Genomic DNA, 21,156 nt, shown 5'->3' with positions numbered 1-21,156 from the left:
GCGCAACTGGTTGACAATATCGCTATTTCCTTTTGGGAGGAGGCGAATAACACTAATAACCTATTCAGTAATTCAACCGACTTTTGATAGACTTCGAGCTTTTCATGACAAAACATATCTTCTATTAATCGGTTCTTTTCGAAATAAGTTTCTGCTACCGGAACGGGAGCAGGTAACGGGAAGCGGTTCACGTTCCAGCGCAGGGATTCAGCATCCATTATCTTACATTCTTCGACCGGCTTTTCTTCCAACTGCCGCGCATAGTTATGCCATCATCCAGTAGCTTCCCACCCACACTTATTGGTGAGGAACCGGATTTTTAGAATAGCTTTGCATCGGCATGCTAAGATGTTGCTGATCATGTTCGATACGTCTTAGTTCAACGTCCTTAGCAGGTGAGAGTACGAGTGGAACGAGCTCTTTCGTAACCGAGGAGGTATCAAGACCGAAGCTTCTCTCCTCTGAGATGCTGATATGCTTGAGTAAGAAGTGCCCCTCAATTGCGATTTGATCGAGCCATGGAAGCTCACTTTCGTTAGAGAGCTCCTTGTGCAGCACAACGAAGCGAAAATCACCTGGGATATTGTTGTTACGCAACGATTCATAGCGGCTCATAAGATCGACCTCCTTGCGCAGCGCCATTTCCTCAACCACTTTGCGGAAGAATAAGTTGATGCGCGGCTCAACACGAAATCCAAGGTTAAAGTCGATGCGAAAAACCTTTTTGGGAATGAGGGTTGTTACCTCATATTCCCTTGTATACGGAACGTCTAGTACGTTTACATGGATAAACCAGTATACATCGGCCCGTTTCGGATGGAGATGAAATAGGGAGTAGACGATCTTCGTTTCAATTAGCTTCGGAAAGGGAGCTCCGGTCATGTAGATTAGATGTGTGGCATATTTCGGCACGCTTTGATCGCGACTTAGCGATTCAAGGGCTGGCAGATGCTGCGGCAACGATTCGGTGTCGGTATAGGCCATCTTTAGGCGCGAGCCGGTATTCCAGACGTACATGATGGCGGCGATGCCGCTGGCGATTAGTAGCGTAAACCAACCACCGTGGTGGAATTTAAGGAGGTTTGCGAAGAGAAAGCCCCCCTCGATTGATAGATAAAGCGCTAAGTACACTGCGACGATTGAGCGCGGGACACGTCTGCGCAACAGGTAGTTTGAAAACAGGATAGTCGTCATCAACATAGTTAAAGTGATGGCTAATCCGTACGCCGCTTCCATGTTTGAAGACTCGCGGAAGTAGAGTACTACTACGACGCAACCGATAAAGAGTAGGAAGTTTACGAGGGGTACATAGGTCTGCCCCTTCAGGTTCGTCGGGTATACTATCTTTGCTTTTGGAAGTATCGAGAGACGCATCGTCTCTGTGGCTAGTGTAAAGGAGCCGCTGATTAGGGCCTGACTTGCGATAATAGTGGCGAGGGTTGAGATCGCTATACCGGGTATAAGGAACCAAGTGGGCATGATCTCAAAGAAGGGGTTCTGATCGTTTAGTGCAGCGCCTTGGCGGCTTAAAAGCCAGGCACCCTGTCCCATATAATTGAGGATTAGGGCGGTTTTTACGAAGATCCAGGAGACCTGAATATTCTTTCGGCCACAGTGCCCGAGGTCTGAGTAGAGCGCCTCTGCTCCAGTTGTACAGAGAAATACGGCGCCCAGGATCCAAAATCCATCGTGCATCACAAAGAGCATATTAAGGGCATAGACCGGATTGATTGCCCTTAGAACGGAGGGGTTCGGGATGATCCAGTATAGTCCCAAGATGGCTAACATAGAGAACCATCCGATCATGATCGGACCGAAGGAGTTTCCAACTAGCCGAGTTCCAAAATGCTGCACCGAGAAGAGTACTGTAAGAATTACGAGCACGATCGGAACGGTCTCTATATTAGGATATATCTTACGCAGACCCTCTATGGCTGATGAAACAGAGATCGGTGGTGTAATGATACCATCTGCAAGTAGGGCGCTTCCCCCGATTATAGCTGGGATCAGTAGCCAGCGGGAGTTCTTACGCACGAGCGCATAGAGCGCAAAGATTCCGCCCTCACCTCTATTATCTGCGCGCAGGGTCAGCAGCACGTATTTAATCGTAGTCAGTAACGTGAGGGTCCAGAAGATGCAGGAGAGCGCACCGAGCACGACCTCCTCTGTTAGGGGACGCACACCGGCCACAGCTTTCAACACGTAGAGCGGGGAGGTCCCGATATCTCCGTAGATGATTCCAAGGGCTATAAGTAAGCCGCCAGGCGAAAGCCTGTGTATATGATTTGAGTCGGACATGACTATACCAAATGTACTCAACTAATTAGATGGTGAGAGTGGCACTTACCAGTTCAGAAAAATACGCAGAGCCCCTTATAGGGGGCGTTTTCTGCCGCATTTAAGGCTGTATAACCGAGTTTGATGCAACTGGGGTGGTTTAATCGGAGATAAATAAAACAGTGGTTAGTCGCTTCGCTACTATTGGGCACAGGGGTAGGTGCCATGGGTAGGTGCCATAGTGCTAGGATGACGGGTGGCTAATGCGGATCCTTCTCGCTATCAAGCATCGCTTTGGCGACCTTGTTGGAATCCACCTCATAGGTTCCACGAGCGAGGGCATCTTTGATGCGTTGCGCACGGCGGAACTTCTCTGCGACCCACTGCAGGGTGATTGAGGTAATACCTCTTCTGCGGGGTGTTTTCTGTTGATTGCTATCGTTGTCGTTCATATAGAGATTCTCCCTACTTCAACTCACTATAGATAGTAACGACAGTTTTTGAGAAAACTTGATGGTTTGCTGCTTAAGAGGGAGGTTAAATGCCCCACTATAGAGCTGAAATCATTCATTATAGGCGACGCAGGGGTTAGTTTACTTAACGTTAGGGCGAGTGGTACATTCTCGGAGATTAATTTGTAGCCAAGATAGTGAGAGCTTAATGAACACGAAAGAGAGCACTGCGATAACACCCCGACGTGAGCAGGATTACCCAGAGTGGTACCAACAGGTTGTAAAAGCGGCTGACCTTGCTGAAAATTCAGTAGTTCGTGGTTGCATGGTAATTAAGCCCTGGGGTTACGGAGTATGGGAGGGGATCCAGAGACATCTAGATGCGATGATCAAGGAGACTGGGCACAGCAATGCATATTTTCCACTTTTTATTCCGCTCAGTTTTCTTGAAAAAGAGGCTGCGCACGTTGATGGATTTGCCAAGGAGTGTGCGGTTGTAACGCACCACCGACTAGAGCTCAAAGATGGCAAATTAGTTCCGGCGGGGGAGCTTGATGAGCCGTTGGTTATTCGACCGACCTCAGAGACGATTATCGGCGAGTCATTTTCGCGTTGGATTCAATCGTATCGCGATCTACCGCTCCTTATTAATCAGTGGGCCAACGTAGTTCGGTGGGAGATGAGAACGCGCCTCTTTCTAAGGACCTCGGAGTTTCTGTGGCAGGAGGGCCATACTGCACACGCATCGTCGCAGGAAGCGGTTGAGGAGACCTTCAAGATGTTGGAGGTTTATCGCATACTGGCGGAGGAGGTCTTGGCGATGCCGGTAATTATGGGCGAGAAGATCCCAGAGGAGCGCTTTCCCGGGGCGGTTGATACCTACTGTATCGAAGCGATGATGCAGGATCGCAGGGCGCTACAAGCGGGCACCTCGCACTTTCTTGGGCAAAACTTTGCCAAGGCTTCCGAGATTAAGTTCCTCAATCGTGAGGGCGCTATTGAGCATGCATATACTACCTCATGGGGCGTTTCTACGAGGTTAATTGGTGGGGTGATTATGACCCATTCCGATGATAATGGATTGCGGCTACCACCACGCATCGCTCCGAAGCACGTTGTAATCATTCCGATTATTCCGAAGCCAGAGAGCGAAGCCGCAGTGCTTGAGTATGCCGAGTCGGTCGCACTTGAGCTTCGAGGTCAGAGCTTTGATGGGCGACCGATAGAGGTGGTCGTTGATCGACGAGATATTCGTGGGGGTGATAAGAGTTGGGAGTGGATCAAGAAAGGTATTCCGGTTCGTCTTGAGGTTGGACCACGAGATATAGAGGCAAGGCAGTGCGTTCTTTACCGACGTGATAAGGGGGTTCGTGATAAGGCCTTTATGGCAGCGCAGGAGGTTGCCGAATCACTCTCTGCGATCTTAAGCGATATGCAGCGTAATTATTTAGAGCAGGCGCGAGCGTTTCAAGAGGAGCACACACGGCGCGATATTTCCTCTCTTGAGGAGTTCCGTGCTTTCTTTACCGCTAAGGATCAGAGTAAGCCTGAGATTCACGGCGGATTTGTTTTAGGCAAATGGGCAGGGGGCCAGGATGCGCTCGATGCTTTAGCAGAGCTTAAGGTAACGGTGCGTTGTTTGCCCCTTAAGCAGAGCGGCACACAGGGGCATTGTATTATCTCTGGTAGGCCCGCTACGCAGGACGCCATCTTTGCCAAGGCGTACTAGGGCGAACGCATGAGCGCACAAGGGGTATCGATAGCGGCATTTTATAAGTTCGTCGCGTTCACTACTGAGCAGGTGCAAACGGTTAAGGAGGCGCTTGAGGGCTTCGCTAAGGCGCGTGGTCTAAGGGGCTTGATTGTTTTAGGGGGCGAGGGGCTAAACGCAACCGTTGCTGGAGAGCCTGGTGTTATCCGCGACCTAAAGGCTCTGGTGTGTGAGTTAGTTTCCGATCCGGAGCTTCAGTTTAAAGACTCCCAGGCCGATAAGTTGCCGTTTGCCCGTTTTAAGGTCGATCTTCGTGCGGAGATTATAACAACTAAGGACCCACTACTCTCTGCGCAGGGCTTGCAGACACCGCAGACCTCGCAGGTCCCGCAGACCTCGCAGACCTCGCAGGTCTCGCAGGTCCCGCAGGGTACTCATCTGACTCCTAGTGAGTGGCATCAGATGATGGAGTCTGATCCAGATGTTGTTGTGGTTGATACCCGTAACGACTATGAGACAGAGATCGGAGTATTCGAGGGGGCGTTAGACCCAAAGATTAAGAAGTTTAGTGAATTTAAAGAGTTCGTTGAGCGTGATGGGCTACCTAAGCATAAGAAGCTCCTTATGTATTGTACCGGAGGTATTCGGTGTGAGAAGGCTGTACCTGATGTACAGCGGCTAGGATACGAGAATGTTTATCAGTTACAGGGCGGAATACTGCGCTACCTAGAGGAGTATCCGGAGGGGTTCTTTAAGGGGGAGTGCTTCGTGTTTGATCACCGCGTTGCGGTAGATAATAAGCTCCAACCATCAAAGCTCTATAAGCTCTGTCCACATTGCGGTAATCCGGGCCAGGAGTCGCTCTCTTGTGTTAATTGCGGTGAGGGGGCGATTATCTGTCACCGTTGCATGCCGCAGAGCGAGCGCAACACCTGCTCAAAGAACTGCGCGTATCATGCTAAGGTTAAAAGCAGCAAGGCCCCATAGAGCTGCCAGCAATTAAGTCGGCATAAAGCATACTACAAAAAGAAAGGGCGGGGTCCTTTCGGATCCCCGCCCCATCTTTTTCAGTCTTTAGGACAAACGGTTTAGTACCGTCCGCCACCACCTGAATATCCACCACCGCCGCCGCCGCTGCCGCCACGTGAGCGTCCGCCGCCGCCGGATGAGCGTCCACCGCCACCGCCGCCGTATCCGCCACCACCGCCGCCGCCGCCGCCGTATCCACCGCCGCTTCCGCCGCGATCTGAACGTGGGCGATCCTCACGAGGGCGAGCCTCGTTAACAACGAGCTGCTTGCCGTCTAGGGTAGCTCCGTTACGAGCCTCCATAGCTGCACGAGCCTGAGCATCGTCATCGATCTCGATGAAACCGAAACCACGTGACCTTCCGGTCTCACGATCGGTAGCGATCTTAACAGACCGTAGTGGTCCGAATTCTTCAAAAAACGCATTCAGAGATTCCTCTGAAGATGCGTAAGCGATATTTCCAATAAAGAGCTTCATTACAAGTCCCCTAATTAAAGTTACTTACTACAACACAACTACATCCCGACCGTATGGTCGGAACTGATCCTAAGTACTACTAAGAAGAGAACGGGGACTGTAAAAAGACAGGGCCTGTTTTTTTCGCTAGAGCAGAAGGCTTAGGCTAGTGTATCAAAGAGAGTGCTCGAAAGTCAAAGAGTCCCTAAAGCGGGCTTTATCATGCTGTAATCATTGGACTGTTTGCGGAAAGTAGGACTAAGCAGCCTTGCCGCCTAGTGCGGAAATAGCTTGAGGCGAGTCGATATTAACCCTGACAACGGCGGCATTAATCCGTTTTACTAATCCGGTCAGGATATTTCCTGCGCCGTATTCCCAGACAGCATCTGGAAATTTGTTAGCGAGTACGTTCTCTACACACTCAACCCAGCGCACACGACCACAAACCTGTAGTGCTAGGTTCTCACGAATCGTATCTGGATCATCGCTTGGTGTTGCAGTGAAATTTTGAAACACAGGGAACTTTGGTTTCTTAATCGTAGTTTGAGCTAGATCAACACGCAGCTTATTTTCTGCAGGCTTCATCAGGGAGCAGTGAAAGGGCGCACTGACCGGCAGTTCAATAACCTTGGCCGCACCAAGACGTTCAATGAAGAGCTGCACGCCGGTAGCTGAGCCAGCAACAACTATTTGGCCCGGAGCGTTAATGTTAGCGATCTGGGCAACCTCTGTGCCTGAGCCCGCAAGTGCCGCCTCGATCTCACTAACCTCCTTGCCGAGTACCGCTACCATCTTGCCTGTGCCTACGGGAACGGCCTCCTGCATATAGCGCCCACGCTTATTAACGAGTTTAACGGCGTCCTCAAATGTGAGCGCTTCTGCAGCTACCAGTGCTGAGTATTCACCGAGTGAATGTCCGGCGGCGGCTACGATCTCTTGAGAGGCGGCCAGGGGCTGTTGTTGGGCGAGCCTAAAGCAGATAGTGCTGACGGTTAGGATAGCTGGCTGAGCGTTCTCGGTTAAGGTGAGCTGATCGGCCGGCCCTTCAAAGCAGAGCTTGGATAGGGGGAATCCGAGCGCCTGGTCGGCCTGTGCAAAGAGCTCACGCGCCAGGGGCAGGGCCTCATAGAGCTCCTTGCCCATACCTACCTTTTGGGAACCCTGACCTGGAAAGAGCGCAAATATTTTGGACATACATCACCTTTGTTTGTTGGCCCGATAATTCTAGGGAGTGGGGGGTGATGTCAAGCGGATAACAATCGAATCAAGTGTAAGTCAGAACTCTCCGCTCTTAGCAATATTATGCTGCTATTAGGCGAATTTTCCTAGAGTTTGGTAGTTGGCTTAGTTCCCAGTTGTTTTGAAGATTCAGCCAAAAATATGGGGTGGCTCCGAGAGCCTGAGATAGCTTCAGCGCCATCTCGGCGCTTATGCCCCTTTTCTCCCTGCAGATCTCATTTATTGTCTTAGGCAGAACGCCGATGTGCTCAGCAAGGGCTGACTGGCTAGCGCCGATCTCTTCCAGCTCATCACGTAAGACAGCTCCCGGATGAACAGGGGTAACATGAAACAAATTCTTACTCATAATCGAGATCTCCTTCGTTAATGATAATCTACTATTTCAACCTCTGAAGCGTTCTTTCCGTCCCATCTAAAACAAATTCTAAACTGGTCGTTAATCCTAATACTGAATTGACCCCTCCGATCTCCTCTAAGAGCTTCGAAATGATTACCTCGAAGCTCTTGAAAGTCCTGTAGATTTGTAGCCGCTCCTACCCTAGCCAGTTTGATCTGAGCCTTTGCGTGTAGTTGAGGCGGTAAGAGCTTTCTAGCCTGTTTAGAGGAGATGCCATAGTTAATCTCTTCTGTCGCTTTGTTTTTAAAGCTCTGAATTGCCATGCTACCCATTATACCGGATAGTGGTAATAACAGCAATCATAAAAATACACCGATGCATAACCAAGCAGTCGAAAAATGCCGCGTGCTTAACCCTCTGATTTAACTCAGCTTGACCTTGGTGCGGCTATGGGGGCGGTACCTTTATCGCAGCATTAAGGTAACGATATTCCTTCTTTGCCGGACGCTTCAACTCTTACCCCTTACGAACCCACGAGCAGGGTAAAAACCTTGCCTCTTTTCAGTACGCTCGGTAGTGTTTGAAAACCCCCTTGGGCAGCCGGCGATGCTAGGCAAAAAGGTGCTCAGGTGATGGTAAAAGGAATTGGAGCCATGCGAATAATAGGTTTGATGTTTAACGTTGCAAGATGCTGTGTTTTTCTAAGCTGTGCTCTTGTAGGTTATGTACTTGTTTCTCAGGGGGCCTGCAAAGGGGCCTTCGCGCAATCAAGTGACTCCTCAAGCGCATTGGCCGAGATGGTTTCAAAGGTGCGTACCTACACCCTGAAAAATGGAATACGGGTCATCCTATATAATCGTGGGGATGCTCCGGTATTTTCCGGCGCAGTTGTCGTGCGTGTTGGAGGGAGTGATGAGGTTAGCGGCGAGACCGGTATATCACACCTCTTTGAGCATATGGCGTTTAAGGGTAGTCGTACCGTAGGAACGAAGGACTATGCACAGGAGCGGGGGTTACTCGATCGGCTAGAGCAGATATCTGCAGCCTCCAAAGCAGCGCAAGATCTCTCGCCTGAGCAGAAGATAGAGTGGGACGCTATCCACGAGCAGCTGCGCGAGATCTGGATCTCAGATGATTTTACTAAGCGCTATGAGCAACAGGGAGCAAGCGGACAGAACGCCACTACTGATAAGGAATTTACCAAGTACTTCGTGGATCTGCCCCGCTCGGCCTTTGATTTTTGGTGCAAGATGGAGGCAGATCGACTGATTAGCCCAGTTATGCGCCAGTTTTATCAGGAGCGCGATGTTGTGCTTGAGGAGCGCCGCATGCGTTTTGAGGACGATCCAGGTGGAAAGCTCTATGAGCTGCTGCTCGGTGTTGCCTACCAGCGCCACCCTTACCGCGCGCCGGTAATTGGGTACGAGTACGACATTCGCTCTCTGACTGCGAGCGAGCTCGATATCTTTCGCAGGCGCTTTTATATCCCCTCCAATATAGTTATCAGCGTTGTAGGGCGTATAAATCCGGAGCAGGATATCAAGGTAATTGAGGAATACTTCGGAGAGTTGCCCACAGCGGATACTATTATTAGAGATATCGATAGCGAGGCTCCGCAAGAGGGCGAGCGGCATGTATCGCTAAAGATGGCGGCCTCTCCCGAGGTAATTCTAGCTTATCGCAAACCAAATTATCCCGATCCGGACGATGCGCCGATATCGGTCATGGCGGAGATCCTTGCAGGTAGCAAGATCTCGCCCCTTTATACCGAACTGGTAAAGCGCAAACAGCTAGCCGCCGGCATCAGTAACGATGAAGGACCAGGGGTGGTATATCCGAACCTGCTTATGTTTAGCGCCTCGGTCAAAGCTCCGCACTCAACCGATCAGGTCATTAACGCCTTTGATACCGTCATCAATCGCTTTCGCACAACGGGAGCTACGGCAGAGCAGCTGCAGGTCGCTAAGCGTTCTATCGGCATGAGCTATCTCGGGCACCTGCAGTCAAGTCAGGCGCTAGCACTTGATTTTGCCACCTCAGAGCTGGCTTTCGGTAGTTGGAGGGCCTCCGTTAATTGGTACGATGAGATGAGCCGGGTAACGCTCGATGATATTAAGCGCGTAGCAGCACGGTACCTTGTGCCAGAGGCACGCACGGTCGCAACGATTGAGCGTAACAGATAAAGAAAGGAAATTTATATGAGTAAGGGTCTGCATACAGCTCTAATCCTTGTACTGCTGAGTGTCTTTGGGTGCTCCTCGATGCAGGAATACGTCGCACCCCCCGTTCCGTCGCTAGAGGATGAGGTCGCTGCTTTTAAACCGACGCAGCCGCAGCGTTGGACGCTCAGTAATGGACTGACAGTTCTGTACTTAAAGGATGACGAACTTCCGATCGTATCTGGCAAGCTCTTTGTGCGTGGCGGATCGCTATGGGCCACAAATTTTCCGACTGGTGCCGCGGGAGCCATGGCCGATCAGATGCGCCAGGGTGGTGCCGGATCACGTTCAGCTGATGCGCTCGATCTGGAGCTTGAAAAGTTGGCCGCGACGGTTTCTAGCTCTATGTCGAGCGAGTTCGGGGCGGTCTCTTTCGCAGGGCTCTCAAGCGATATAGATCGCATCTTTCCAATCTTTGCTGATGTTGCGCTGCGTCCCCGTTTTGAGGAAGATCGTTTAGCACTATGGAAGGGGCAGTCGCTTGAATCAATTCGTAGGCGCAAGGAGGACCCCACAACGGTCACCTCTATAGCCTTTATGCAGCTACTGTACGGTGACACGCCGTACGGCCGGGTCGTTATGGAGCGCGATGTGGCTGCAATTTCGCGCGCCGACTTTGTTGCGCTGCATGCGAGGTTCGTTCGACCAGATGATGCTATCCTAGTTGTTACAGGCCGGGTCGAGCAGCAGCAGGTGGCGGCCCTCGTTGAAAAACATCTAGGTGCTTGGAGTGCGCGTGGAACTCAATTGTCAGCGCCACCCCCTGTAGAGTATCAGCCAAAGCCCGGGGTGTACTTTATCACCCTGCCGTTTGCGCAGGCCTCCGTACAGATGGGGCAGCTTGGCGTGCCGCGCCTTACCCCAGATTATCCGCAGATCGATCTCTTTAACGAGATCTTCGGCGCCTCTGGATTCGGCTCGCGCTTGATGCACCGCGTTCGTACAGAGCTAGGACTCTCCTACGGTATCTACGGCGGGATCTCGCCCGGAGTTGTGCGCGGAGTGAACTATATCTTTTTGCAGACTAAGTCCGACTCAGTATTTGCAGCGATCAACGAATCAATCGGAGTTCTTAAAACCATGCAAGAGGCCCCCCCTACAAGTAAAGAGCTAGCAGAGAAGATGGCAGCGATTCAAAACTCCTATGTTTTTAATTTCGACTCACCGCAGGATATCGCCGGAAGAAAGGCACGCCTCGAGCTGCTCAAGTATCCGAATGATTACGACCAGAGCTATCTGGCAAAGATTGAGGGGGTCTCTCCAGAGGGGGTAGTGCAGGTGGCGCAAACCCGGTGGGACACCTCGCAATTTGTTATTGTGGTGGTTGGTAACGAGAACGCCTTTACGAAGTTATCTAGCGCCATGCAGGAGCAGGGGAGTCCGCTCGGCTCGTTTGAGCTGCGCAAACTAGGTTTTAAGAGCGCGGTGATTCAGTAATAAGAGCGCTCCCATTATCCTACAGATACAATCATAATAGGGTAACGTCTTACGATCCATTAAGGGTTCGCATGCCTCTAGATAAAGAACGAAGCAGAATAGTGCCCCTGACGGCGCTGCCCTGCGCCGCGCTCCTCTCAGTAGTGGGTATATATATAGTCGGATGCTCCTCTACGCCGGTGCATGGTCCTGATAAGGTTGTTTCTAGCACAGCGTTTGGGACACTTCAGGGCGCTGGTGCCGGAGCAGTAACAGGAGCGCAGCTTAGTGCCGGAGCGGGGCCAGGTGTTGCGGTAGGTGCTGGACTTGGAGCCGTAGTTGGCGCCATCAACGGCTTCGTGCAAGATGCCTCAGAGGATGCTCAGCAGCAGATATCTGCTGATACCAAAGCTGAGAAGCAACGTATCTTTGCCCAGGCGGTTCTAGCCGAGCACTATAAGCGCCGCACGGCGCTACATCCCGCGCGCGACATCTATCCTGCCGATATCTTCTTTCGAGGAGATTCTGTTAGTATGTGCCCATCGGGGGTTAGTATAATCGAGCAGCTAGCAGGTATGAACGAGTTTAGGTTACCATACTCCAGACTAATTATTGCTTCTTACGCAAAGGGCAAAACGCCTGAATCGCCGTATGCGCAGCATCTAAGCGAAAAGCGATCGCGTGAGTTCGTTAATCAGCTTGTCAGGGCTGGTGTAGAGCCGAGGCGGCTTGAAACCAGGGCGGTAGTGATCGATGCTCCGGTTGTAATAGATCCGTACGACAATCCGACCAGGTATAATCAGGCAATTGAGATAATAACTATAGACCGGTAATGGTATGAAAACAAAAAAAGAGAGCAAGAATAAGGAATGTGGAGAGCCCATGAAGGATACTAAAGAGAGCGTACAGTTGACCAATAAAGCCGAACTGCGGGCGTTTATTACCGATGTTAGAGATCGCCTATTAAAAGATCAGGCTGCTCCGATCTTTGCAATGGCAGCGATGCAGCAGGTCATGAACCTTGATGACATCTATGACCTACTCGATAATCAGAGTAAAGAGATCCTCCAAGAGATCTGGGTCAAGCTATCTCAAGCTGGATTCCACCTCCGTAAGCCGCCCCTGCTTTTCGGTGATGGCGAGGCTCTGGGCGTAAAGTAGCTCCCTACACGGCCTGTGGTGCAGTTGAGAATGAAAGTTCAGCATGTTCGGTCTCTGGGTAAGGTCAGGTGGATAGTGCTCCTGCTAAGTTTGGCAGGGGTTTTCATCTCTGGCGTAGCATTGGTTGAACACCTGATCTATGCCAATGGGCTCGCAACGGGCCCCTCATTCTGTAACATCAATGCCTACATCAACTGCGAAGCAGTAAATGCTAGCGCATGGTCGAAGATCTTAGGTCTTCCGATCGGCGCCTACGGGATCTTCTTTTACCTAACGCTCTTTGCACTTTTTACGGTTGCTGGGACTGGGCGCGCGGTATCGTTTGAAGCGGCGGCGGGGGTGGCTCTGATTGCAGGGGTTTTAGCAACGGGCGCATCTATTGTGCTGTTTGGAATCTCCAGCTTTATCATCGGTGCACTATGTCTGATCTGCATAGCGCTCTATCTGATTAATTTTTTGCTGCTTGGAGTTATAGCTCTGGGTGCCTGGCGCGGCAGATTTCTAGAAGGGATCGCTAAGGGCTGTTCGGGAGTTCGGCTCTTTCTAACGAGATCGCTAGGTATTACTTCCTCCAAGAAAGGTGCTACCGCTACCTTTGCACGCTGCTCATTCTTGGCGTTGGTTGGGCTCTCTGTATTCTCCGTATTACTTCCGAATATGCTCCTGCAGTACCTTAGGATAGAGCAGGGGACAGCCCCAGAAATTCTAGACAAGGAGGCCGTGGCCGCCTGGCGCGCGAGGCCCCTTGAGGCTCCGCAGGTACTTGATGATGGTGGACGTTTCGCCGACTACCGCGAGGGTAACCCGCAGGCTCCGATCTCAATCGTCGAGTTCGCTGATTATGAGTGCTTCGGGTGTCGTAGGTTATACGTAGCGCTGCATGAGCTCCTTACAAGCTATGCCGGCTCTTACACCTTCGTTCTGAAGAACTATCCACTCGATAGGGAGTGCAATCCCGTGATGCCACGCACCGTGCATCTACATGCATGTACAGCGGCTTACTTCTCTCGGTGCGCCGGGGAGCAGGGCAAACTTGGTGCGGCGATAGATCTTCTTTTCACCGACCCTCTACTGGAGCAGGACGGAGAGATAGCAGAGGTACGCGAGGCCCTGATAGCTAAGGGCGAAAGCGAACTGGAGCTCGACGGCGAAAGCCTTAGGGGCTGTATCGTTTCAAAACGGTACCACGCTAAAATTCAGGGAGATGTTAGTGAGGGGCAGCGCTTAGGACTAGCCTCAACCCCCTCGATCTGGGTAAATGGACGGCTTGTTGTGCGGCCTACGATCGGAGCCCTAAAGGCGATATTCGATGCAATTCTTAGAGAAAAACGTTAGGCTGAAATAATGAAAGATCTAGTCGCACAAGAGATTGCACGCAGAGTCAAGGACCGAGATCTAATCGGCGTTGGTACCGGCTCAACGGTGGATGCCGCCTTAGTCGCGATCGGCAAGAGGGTGCAGCAGGAGGGGCTAAGGCTCTCCGTTGTTCCGACCTCTTATCAGAGCGCTTGGCGCTGCCAAGAGCTTGGCCTAACGGTGCTTTCTTCAGGCTTTAACGGATACCTAGCCTGGGGGTTCGATGGGGCAGATCAGGTAACCAAGCAGCGCTGGGCTATTAAGGGCAAGGGGGGCGCTCTCCTACAGGAGAAGATCTTAGCCAAGCGGTGTAAGCAGTTCGTTCTTATAGTGGATGAGTCAAAGGTGGTTCCGCTGCTCGGTGTTGGATGCCCCGTGCCTGTAGAGGTTATTCCTGAAGCCCGAATCCTGGTAGAGCAGGGGCTTAAAGTTCTGGGAGCAACTGAATTGAGCGTTAGATCTGGCTCCGGTAAGCATGGACCGATTATCACCGAACGGGGCAATATTATTATCGATGCTACCTTTGCTCAGATTCATGAGAGCCTTGAGGGCGAGATCAAGGCCTGCGTAGGGGTAGTTGATAGTGGACTCTTTATCGGATACGCCTCTGAGGTGATCGTAGCTGGAACAGCAGGGCTGACATATCTTTAAGCGCTATCTTTAGGAGGGGATCTGCGACACCGCTACGCCAAAAGCGTAGCTTCTCAAAGAGGGCTGTATCGTACTCGATAGCACCCAGGCGCTTTCTCTGCTCCGTTCTCTTCTCTGAGCTTAAGCCCGAGCTAACGAGGGGCGCTCGCAGCAGGACCGGGTTTTTGTTCTTTAATCTGGTTAGACCTTCGTTTGTAACTTCGATTACGTTAAAGCGCTCATGGTTAATGCGCAGTAATCCAGAGGAAACAAGCTCACGTCCATAATAGAGCCACTCTGATTTAGCGCGGCCCTTGCCAACGCCGTAGGTTGAGAGGGAATCGTGTCCCCAACGTTTTATCTTCTCGCTCTGAGCGCCGGTTAAAACATCAACAACGTGCGCCAATCCGACCGAAAAGCCGCTCTGTTTGTTGATACGCAACACGCACGAGAGGATCTTATGTGTTACCTCTGTAGCGTCAACCTCGTCGCGTGGCGTCAGACAGTTGTCACAGGCTCCGCAAGAGAGAGTGATCTCGCCTGCGTTATTTCGATACTCCTCACTAAAGTAGCGCAGTAGCGAGACCCTGCGACACTCCGAACCCTCGGCAAACTGCAGTAACCTTGTTAGTTGCCGCCCTGAGATCTCACGCTCGGTTTGGTCCGAGGCCTGATCAATAAAATTTCTGAGCTTTGCAGCATCTCCTGAGCTATAGAGCAGCACGCACTCGCTCGGCAGCCCATCTCGTCCGGCGCGACCAGTTTCCTGATAGTAGCTTTCGATATTCTTAGGTAGGTCGTGGTGAATAACAAAGCGTACATCGGGTTTATCAACCCCCATGCCGAAAGCTATCGTTGCCACCATGACCTGGATCTCATCCTGAACGAACTGCTCCTGACGACGGTTGCGTTGCTCAGCCGAGAGTCCGGCATGATAGGCGGCTGCTTTAATCCCCTTTTTAAGGAGATCTTCTGCAACCGACTCGGTACGCGCACGACTGAGGCAGTAGATAATTCCGCTTTCGCCAGGATGATCTGCGAGCACCTCACAGATCTGCTTGATTGCTGCTAGGCGTGGGATGATGCGGTACGAAAGATTCGGGCGATTAAAGCTCGCAAGAAATGTACGCGCATCCGGCATACTCAACATCTCAAGGATATCGGTGCGAACGCGCTCAGTTGCTGAGGCGGTCAGAGCTAAAATCGGAACCTTCGGGAGATACTCGCGGAGCGATTTCAGGGCCCGGTACTCAGGCCTAAAGTCATGCCCCCAGGAGGAGATACAGTGCGCCTCATCAACGGCAACAAATTCGAGCTGCAGTGAGGCGAGCGTTTGAAACATGCCCTCAAGCAGGAGCCGCTCCGGAGAGAGGTAGAGGATCTTAATTGCGCCGCGGTAGAGTTGGCGCCAGGTCTCCTTTGAGTCCTTCTCAGAGAGCGACGAATTTAGGTAGGCCGCGCTGACGCCGTTTTCAAGCAATCCATCAACCTGATCCTTCATAAGTGCTATTAGTGGAGAGATAACGATAGTCAGGCCGGGGCGTACCAGCGCTGGCAACTGATAGCAGAGGGACTTTCCACCCCCCGTTGGTAGGAGCGCTAAGGCATCGCGGCCCGCCAGGGTTTCCTCCATTATCTCGCGTTGCAGTGGGCGAAATTCGGAAAATCCGAAATGCTCCTTGAGCTTGGTTAGTAAGAGATCTGGGGTGGGTGGAGTCATGCAGAGTTAGTTTGGCTGAGGTAGCAGCAGGAGTCCAGAGGGCGTTACCAAGTAACGTTAACCTGCACTCCGATAGCGCCGCGCCCAGGGAACCACGCATCAACTCCCAGCTCGGCTGTGGGGCCGACCTTCTCAGTTTGTAGAGTTAGGGGGAGTGCCGGCGCGATCTCAGGTGACAAGGAGGGGACAGGCAAGAGAAGTTTACCCTCTAAAGAGGAGCGGGGCTCTATTGAAGGCTTAACTACGGCGCTATCAAATGGCACGGCAGCGGATAGATCGTTAGTCGGGAGGTTCACCGCAGCGGCATCCTGTACGAGCAGGGGTATTACAGATAGGAATAGTAAAGCTATGCGCATGAGAGCTACGGTCGGCCGTAGCGCCCAAAACATAATGATTCACGAGCCTTTAGAAGTGCGGCTCCATAAATATACGATGATCTTGTAGGGTGGTGGTGCTTAGCGTTACTGGTATTACGTAAGGATAATTAGCAGCCTTAATTACTTGAAGGTCATTTTTATGGCATATTCTTAAAGTTTTAGATACCTGATATTGCTAACTATTTTATTAGCCGAAATTCGGGCATACCTGAACGCGTACGAAAGTGGAAACTTAGACTTCGCTCGCAGCCTTCAACTTTTCGGCATATCCAATCAAGTGGTCCAAGGACGACCGCCAGTCCCAATCATCTTCGAATCTTTCTGATAGCTCTTCAGCACGCTTTATTGTGTATTGAGCGAGGCGGACAGCACACTCTCGATAGTTGTTCTCGGCGAGAAACTGGATGGCGCTCTTGATTTCATCAAGAATTTGGCCGTGACCGCCTTCATTGTAGCGGATGAAATTCGGTAGAAAGAGTCCGAAATTGATAGCTGCTTTGCCCTTTTCGTAGTCGCCTGCTGAAGAACGTATCGCAACAGCGAGCGTTAGAACTCTTCTCAATATCTCGTCTCGCTGGGCGCGACCCTGAAGGATCTCGATCAAATGGGCCGAATCAAGGGAACGAAGATGATCTTGCAATTTATCAAATTCGATCGGCGACGAAGGGCCACTTCTACTTCTTATATAGCGCATCTTCTCGGAGGGCATTATGTACTCACATAATTATCAAGCTTATTTCTAAAGAGAGAGACACTCTCTTAGCTTCTGTAGTTGTTGCGAGTGCTTCTCCTTGTCCATGCGCCCGATATTTTGGACTTTCCATTGGATTCCAGGAAGTTTTTCAATTCCGGGAAGGTCCAAGAGGTTCCATTTTGGGGCTCCTTCTTTCACTGAAAGTAGAAACTGCCTTTCACTGTTTGAAAGGTCAGCGCGAAGTTTACGTACAGCCTCCTCTCGCGCTCGTTCTAGTTCTTCGTATGAAACGGAGGTACGACTCATACCAATAAATTCGCTTTCAAAGACAGCACGCATATCGAGATGGTGAGGATCTAATAGCTCGTGTATCGGCCTACTGTGGCTTGCGAGGTAGATGATGAACGCCTGCCGAACTTCTTGAGTTATTCCCTCGTTTTCAAGTAAGAGTTTGCTATCAAAAAGATCCCGGGGATGTTGTCGGTCTAATGCGGCGCAGAGCTTCCCGCCGAAGAGGTCGGCGAATGAGAGCATCTTGATCTGAACATCCGCTCTGAATTGTTCTTGCGCAGCGGAGCAAAGAATTCCCGTTTCACATGGAAATACCGAGCCGCGCAGTACATGATTCGGCTCGATCTTTATAGTCGCTTGTGGCGTGCTAACAACTAGACTTCCTACTGTGCCTTTTATCGGGCCGGGCACTTTCTGAATCCGGTTGCCGGTGATACTACTTTTGATTTTATCAGCGATTGCGGTAAGCCCGCTGCTGATACCTTTAATGGAAGCATCTCGTGACTCAAGCGGAATATAGGTGAGATCAATATCGACCGACAGTCTCGGCATATCTCGGACAAAAAGATTGATCGCCGTGCCGCCTTTTAGAGCGAACACCTCTTGCTCTCCGACGATAGGAAGGATTTGAAGAAGGAGCGCAACCTGGCGAAAATATCGTTCTTCGGTCATTGATTGTCCCCGCCGAACAGATCCGCTGGTATAGTGAGAAGGTACTTAGGATGCGTTTTCCCACCCTTAACTAGCGTGCGAGCCCCCGTTCCGAAATCAACCTTGTCGAGATTTAATCTCTTTACCCAAGGCAGCTTTAACTCCTCAGCGAACAACATAAACAACCGCTTCACCTTCACAGAGGTGCAGCTCTCAAGGAGGTGCTGCACCATTTGGGGACGAAGATTTGTGAGCCCACCCATAAGGAGTTTCACTTCCTCAAGACTTTGAGACTGAGGAGCGAGATAGAGTGTCTCAAATATGGCGCGTTCACGTGACGAGAGTTTGATCGAGAACGCGCCCGCATTTTGAGAGGTAAGGCCGATATCATCTGGAAAGAGATTGGTTGCGAACACCGTGACCGTTACTTTCCAATCGTGGCTCGTGAACCACCTTGGGAGACGAGTTCCTGGTGCAGCAAATAGTCTGACCGTTTCGGTCCCAAGATTTAGAAAGTGAGAAGAGCCTTGATAGTTAAGGGCACTCTTTCCGCCTAGGTGAACAGCGAGTTTTAGTTGTTCATGAAGTGCATATAGACCGCCCCTCCAGTCAACCTGATCTCCAGCGCGAGCCAAAGCGCCGCGCCCTACCGATACTAACCAACCGGACGTTCGGTACTGGTTCAGAAGGACATGGCTGTACCCACGCTCTTTCAGGCCAGCCGTTGTGAACACAGCTCCGCTAGGCCAAGAGGCTAGAAGTTTCTGTAATTTGCTTCCTGTTTGTATAGCCATACTTAACATTATAGCTTAATTTTACAATATCTCTCGTATTTTGATACACATTTGTTGTCTTAAGCTATACTAATTCATACTAAATTACATATAAGATTATTATAAAGCAGTAAAATCAGAGAGTTAAGGATAGGAAGATCAATTCACTTTCCGCAAGTAGCTGATCTGCGGTATCGACATTGCAACAGAGCCCCCTAGGTGTCCGAAAGTGGAGGTGCTTAGGGTACGGGTATTTACGTAAGGATAATTAGCAGCCTTAATTACTTGAGGGTCTTGATGATCTCGTTAGTAATGTCGGCAGAGGGGGCACCAAACAGGATCGGGCCACGGTATTTATCGCTCTTGTCTATAATTAGGTCGTAGCTGTTTGCCTTGGCATAGGTTTCGATCTTAGACATGACCTTATCGGTAATCTCTTTATTGACCTTAAGAAACCGCTTTTCAAGATCCGCCTTTGCATCGGCACGCATACGCTCGAAGTCACGGGCCTGAGAGCGGAAGCTATCGGCCTCCTTTGAGTCGGCGGGAACATTGGCTGTTTCAAGCTTTATCTTAAGAGCCTGGAGCTCCTTGCCCTTAGCTTCAATCTTGGTCTTAGCCTGCTCGGAGGCTACGTCGAGCTCCTTCTTCTTGTTAACAGCATCCGGAACCTCGTTGATAAGGCGAGCGACATCAACCGTTGCGATCTTAGTCTGCGCTTGACTATAGAGGGGGATACAGCATAGGGAAGCGATCAGGAGTGATGATATCTTCATACAGGCCACACTAAAAAATAAGACCCTCAAAGCATAGTAGGCTTTGGGCGAGTGTGCAATCACTAGGTGATCTGAACTCCTTTGCGACTAGGGGATGTTTGGGGTATCTTTCGCTCAAGAGGGGCTATCCAAGGAGGTCCCACACATATCTATTAAAGGCAGCAGGTTATGGGAACTCGAAAGGAACGCGACTCAATGGGTGAGATGGAGGTGCCGGAGGACGCTCTATGGGGCGCTTCTACGCAACGGGCCGTTCTTAATTTCCCGGTCTCGTCGTTGCGTCTATCTCAGGGTTTTATCTCAGCTATCGGTATTATCAAGGTGGCGGCGGCAGAGGCTAACATGGCGCTTGGATTGCTTGGTAGCGAGCGGGGTGAGGCCATCGTTAAAGCGGGCAAGGAGGTTATCGACGGCACCATTTATCGACACTTCGTTGTGGATGTTTTTCAAACCGGTTCCGGTACCTCAACCAACATGAACGCTAATGAGGTTATCACCAACCGCGCCCTTGAGATCCTCGGAAAGGGTAAGGGGGAGCGCGGCTTTATTCATGCAAATGATCATGTAAATAACTGCCAATCATCGAACGATGTATTTCCATCGGCGATTCATATCGCAGCGCATCAGGCCATTAAGGAGCGGCTTGTGCCGGCGCTCAAGGGGCTGCAATCCGTTTTTGAGGCAAAGGCGCGCGAGTTTTCTACGATCATTAAAACTGGACGCACGCATCTTCAGGACGCAACACCGATTACCCTTGGGCAGGAGTTTAGCGGCTATGCCTCCCAGATTAAACACGGCGTTGAGCGCGTTGAGCGCTCCGGCCAGCAGCTTTTAAGCCTAGCGCTTGGTGGAACAGCGGTCGGAACTGGACTGAATACGCACCCCGAGTTTGCGCGCATCGCGATCTCAAAGATTGCAGCGCTAACCGGCTCTGATTTTAGAGAGACCGATAATCATTTCGAGGCGCAAGCGACGCAGGACGCTGCTGTCGAGGTAAGTGGACAGCTCCGTACCGTTGCCGTGTCTCTAATGAAGATAGCCAACGACGTGCGCTGGCTCTCTTCAGGACCACGCTGCGCAGTAGGAGAGATCTATCTACCGGAGATCCAACCTGGTTCAAGCATTATGCCCGCCAAGGTTAATCCGGTCGTGTGCGAGTCGGTTATGATGGCGTGTGCGCATGTAATGGGGAACGATACTACGGTGGCTGTTTGTGGCCAGCACGGAAATTTCGAGTTAAACGTTATGATGCCGGCCCTTGCTTATAACTTACTTGAGTCGATTGAGCTGCTCGCAGGTGTAGCTGCTAACTTTAATAAGAACTGCGTCTCTGGAATTACTGCGAACGAGCAACGCTGCCGCGAGTTAGCAGAGAAGAGCTTGGCGATGGTTACCTCGCTGGCGCCTAAGATCGGTTACGATAAGGCCGCAGAGCTCGCCAAGCGAGCCATGAAAGAGGACAAGAGCGTGCGGCAGGTGGCGCTTGAGATGCAGCTTCTTCCGGAGGAGGAGTTAGCGCGCCTACTTGATCTTATGGCGATGACTAAGCCGGGGCTGTAGAGAGGCTAACCCACTGATCTAAGGTAGTTGAG

General features: G+C 51.1%; 22 protein-coding genes. 9 read left to right on the top strand and 13 right to left on the bottom strand.

Going from position 1 to position 21,156, the window contains the following annotated elements:
• The 3 genes from NTV65_02460 to NTV65_02450 all read right to left on the bottom strand — a co-directional run.
• Positions 1–251, bottom strand: a 251-nt coding sequence (locus NTV65_02460; protein ID MCX6114066.1) for a hypothetical protein, incomplete at its 3' end; no start/stop codon positions are given.
• Between the two features lie 46 nt (positions 252–297).
• Positions 298–2,298 (bottom strand): KUP/HAK/KT family potassium transporter, encoded by a 2,001-nt coding sequence (locus NTV65_02455; protein MCX6114065.1) that lies wholly within the window; start codon positions 2,296–2,298, stop codon positions 298–300.
• Between the two features lie 239 nt (positions 2,299–2,537).
• Positions 2,538–2,729 (bottom strand): flagellar biosynthesis anti-sigma factor FlgM, encoded by a 192-nt coding sequence (locus tag NTV65_02450; GenBank protein MCX6114064.1) that lies wholly within the window; start codon positions 2,727–2,729, stop codon positions 2,538–2,540.
• Positions 2,730–2,937: 208 nt separating this feature from the next.
• Between NTV65_02450 and proS the strand changes: the two genes are divergently transcribed.
• Positions 2,938–4,458: a proline--tRNA ligase gene (gene proS, locus NTV65_02445; GenBank protein ID MCX6114063.1), complete on the top strand. Its 1,521-nt coding sequence runs from the start codon at positions 2,938–2,940 to the stop codon at positions 4,456–4,458.
• A 9-nt stretch (positions 4,459–4,467) separates the two neighbouring features.
• The gene (locus tag NTV65_02440; protein MCX6114062.1) at positions 4,468–5,427 is read left to right on the top strand and encodes a rhodanese-like domain-containing protein; all 960 of its coding nucleotides are present in this window, start codon (positions 4,468–4,470) and stop codon (positions 5,425–5,427) included.
• 101 nt (positions 5,428–5,528) lie between these two features.
• Here the strand turns inward: NTV65_02440 and NTV65_02435 are convergent, their stop codons facing one another.
• The 4 genes from NTV65_02435 to NTV65_02420 all read right to left on the bottom strand — a co-directional run bounded on the left by NTV65_02435 (position 5,529) and on the right by NTV65_02420 (position 7,823).
• Positions 5,529–5,945, bottom strand: a complete 417-nt coding sequence (locus NTV65_02435; protein ID MCX6114061.1) for an RNA-binding protein — start codon at positions 5,943–5,945, stop codon at positions 5,529–5,531.
• A gap of 237 nt (positions 5,946–6,182) precedes the next feature.
• Positions 6,183–7,118 carry an ACP S-malonyltransferase gene (gene fabD, locus NTV65_02430; GenBank protein MCX6114060.1) on the bottom strand — a complete coding sequence of 312 codons (936 nt, stop codon included), beginning with the start codon at positions 7,116–7,118 and terminating at the stop codon, positions 6,183–6,185.
• Between the two features lie 106 nt (positions 7,119–7,224).
• A complete protein-coding gene (locus NTV65_02425) occupies positions 7,225–7,509 on the bottom strand; it encodes a HigA family addiction module antitoxin (protein MCX6114059.1) in 285 nt (94 codons plus the stop codon).
• 17 nt (positions 7,510–7,526) lie between these two features.
• Positions 7,527–7,823, bottom strand: coding sequence for a type II toxin-antitoxin system RelE/ParE family toxin (locus NTV65_02420; GenBank protein ID MCX6114058.1), 297 nt, complete (start codon positions 7,821–7,823; stop codon positions 7,527–7,529).
• Positions 7,824–8,153: 330 nt separating this feature from the next.
• Between NTV65_02420 and NTV65_02415 the strand changes: the two genes are divergently transcribed.
• The 6 genes from NTV65_02415 to rpiA all read left to right on the top strand — a co-directional run bounded on the left by NTV65_02415 (position 8,154) and on the right by rpiA (position 14,303).
• A complete protein-coding gene (locus tag NTV65_02415) occupies positions 8,154–9,683 on the top strand; it encodes a pitrilysin family protein (protein ID MCX6114057.1) in 1,530 nt (509 codons plus the stop codon).
• Between the two features lie 15 nt (positions 9,684–9,698).
• Complete coding sequence (locus tag NTV65_02410) at positions 9,699–11,156, top strand: pitrilysin family protein (protein MCX6114056.1); 1,458 nt, start codon at positions 9,699–9,701, stop codon at positions 11,154–11,156.
• Positions 11,157–11,227: 71 nt separating this feature from the next.
• Positions 11,228–11,968: a hypothetical protein gene (locus NTV65_02405; GenBank protein ID MCX6114055.1), complete on the top strand. Its 741-nt coding sequence runs from the start codon at positions 11,228–11,230 to the stop codon at positions 11,966–11,968.
• A gap of 4 nt (positions 11,969–11,972) precedes the next feature.
• Positions 11,973–12,296: a hypothetical protein gene (locus tag NTV65_02400; GenBank protein MCX6114054.1), complete on the top strand. Its 324-nt coding sequence runs from the start codon at positions 11,973–11,975 to the stop codon at positions 12,294–12,296.
• Positions 12,297–12,326: 30 nt separating this feature from the next.
• Positions 12,327–13,631: a thioredoxin domain-containing protein gene (locus tag NTV65_02395; GenBank protein ID MCX6114053.1), complete on the top strand. Its 1,305-nt coding sequence runs from the start codon at positions 12,327–12,329 to the stop codon at positions 13,629–13,631.
• A 9-nt stretch (positions 13,632–13,640) separates the two neighbouring features.
• Positions 13,641–14,303 carry a ribose 5-phosphate isomerase A gene (gene rpiA / locus NTV65_02390; GenBank protein MCX6114052.1) on the top strand — a complete coding sequence of 221 codons (663 nt, stop codon included), beginning with the start codon at positions 13,641–13,643 and terminating at the stop codon, positions 14,301–14,303.
• On the opposite strand, the gene recQ is transcribed toward rpiA, so the two are convergent.
• The 6 genes from recQ to NTV65_02360 all read right to left on the bottom strand — a co-directional run bounded on the left by recQ (position 14,245) and on the right by NTV65_02360 (position 19,564).
• Positions 14,245–16,002 (bottom strand): DNA helicase RecQ, encoded by a 1,758-nt coding sequence (gene recQ / locus NTV65_02385; protein MCX6114051.1) that lies wholly within the window; start codon positions 16,000–16,002, stop codon positions 14,245–14,247. The two genes, rpiA and recQ, sit on opposite strands and share 59 nt — an antisense overlap.
• Before the next feature lie 44 nt (positions 16,003–16,046).
• Positions 16,047–16,358, bottom strand: coding sequence for a hypothetical protein (locus NTV65_02380; GenBank protein MCX6114050.1), 312 nt, complete (start codon positions 16,356–16,358; stop codon positions 16,047–16,049).
• A gap of 253 nt (positions 16,359–16,611) precedes the next feature.
• Positions 16,612–17,088 carry a hypothetical protein gene (locus NTV65_02375; GenBank protein ID MCX6114049.1) on the bottom strand — a complete coding sequence of 159 codons (477 nt, stop codon included), beginning with the start codon at positions 17,086–17,088 and terminating at the stop codon, positions 16,612–16,614.
• A gap of 30 nt (positions 17,089–17,118) precedes the next feature.
• Positions 17,119–18,036 carry a nucleotidyl transferase AbiEii/AbiGii toxin family protein gene (locus tag NTV65_02370; GenBank protein ID MCX6114048.1) on the bottom strand — a complete coding sequence of 306 codons (918 nt, stop codon included), beginning with the start codon at positions 18,034–18,036 and terminating at the stop codon, positions 17,119–17,121.
• The gene (locus tag NTV65_02365; protein MCX6114047.1) at positions 18,033–18,809 is read right to left on the bottom strand and encodes a type IV toxin-antitoxin system AbiEi family antitoxin domain-containing protein; all 777 of its coding nucleotides are present in this window, start codon (positions 18,807–18,809) and stop codon (positions 18,033–18,035) included. The genes NTV65_02370 and NTV65_02365 overlap by 4 nt, the downstream gene beginning before the upstream one ends.
• Positions 18,810–19,069: 260 nt before the next feature.
• Positions 19,070–19,564 carry an OmpH family outer membrane protein gene (locus tag NTV65_02360; GenBank protein MCX6114046.1) on the bottom strand — a complete coding sequence of 165 codons (495 nt, stop codon included), beginning with the start codon at positions 19,562–19,564 and terminating at the stop codon, positions 19,070–19,072.
• Between the two features lie 168 nt (positions 19,565–19,732).
• Here NTV65_02360 and NTV65_02355 point away from each other — a divergent pair, with 168 nt between their 5' ends.
• Positions 19,733–21,124, top strand: coding sequence for a class II fumarate hydratase (locus tag NTV65_02355; GenBank protein MCX6114045.1), 1,392 nt, complete (start codon positions 19,733–19,735; stop codon positions 21,122–21,124).
• Positions 21,125–21,156: the final 32 nt, after the last annotated feature.

Source organism: Pseudomonadota bacterium (genome assembly GCA_026390555.1).
GTDB lineage: Bacteria > Bdellovibrionota_C > UBA2361 > UBA2361 > OMII01 > OMII01.
This window is presented reverse-complemented; position numbering and strand designations above follow the sequence as displayed.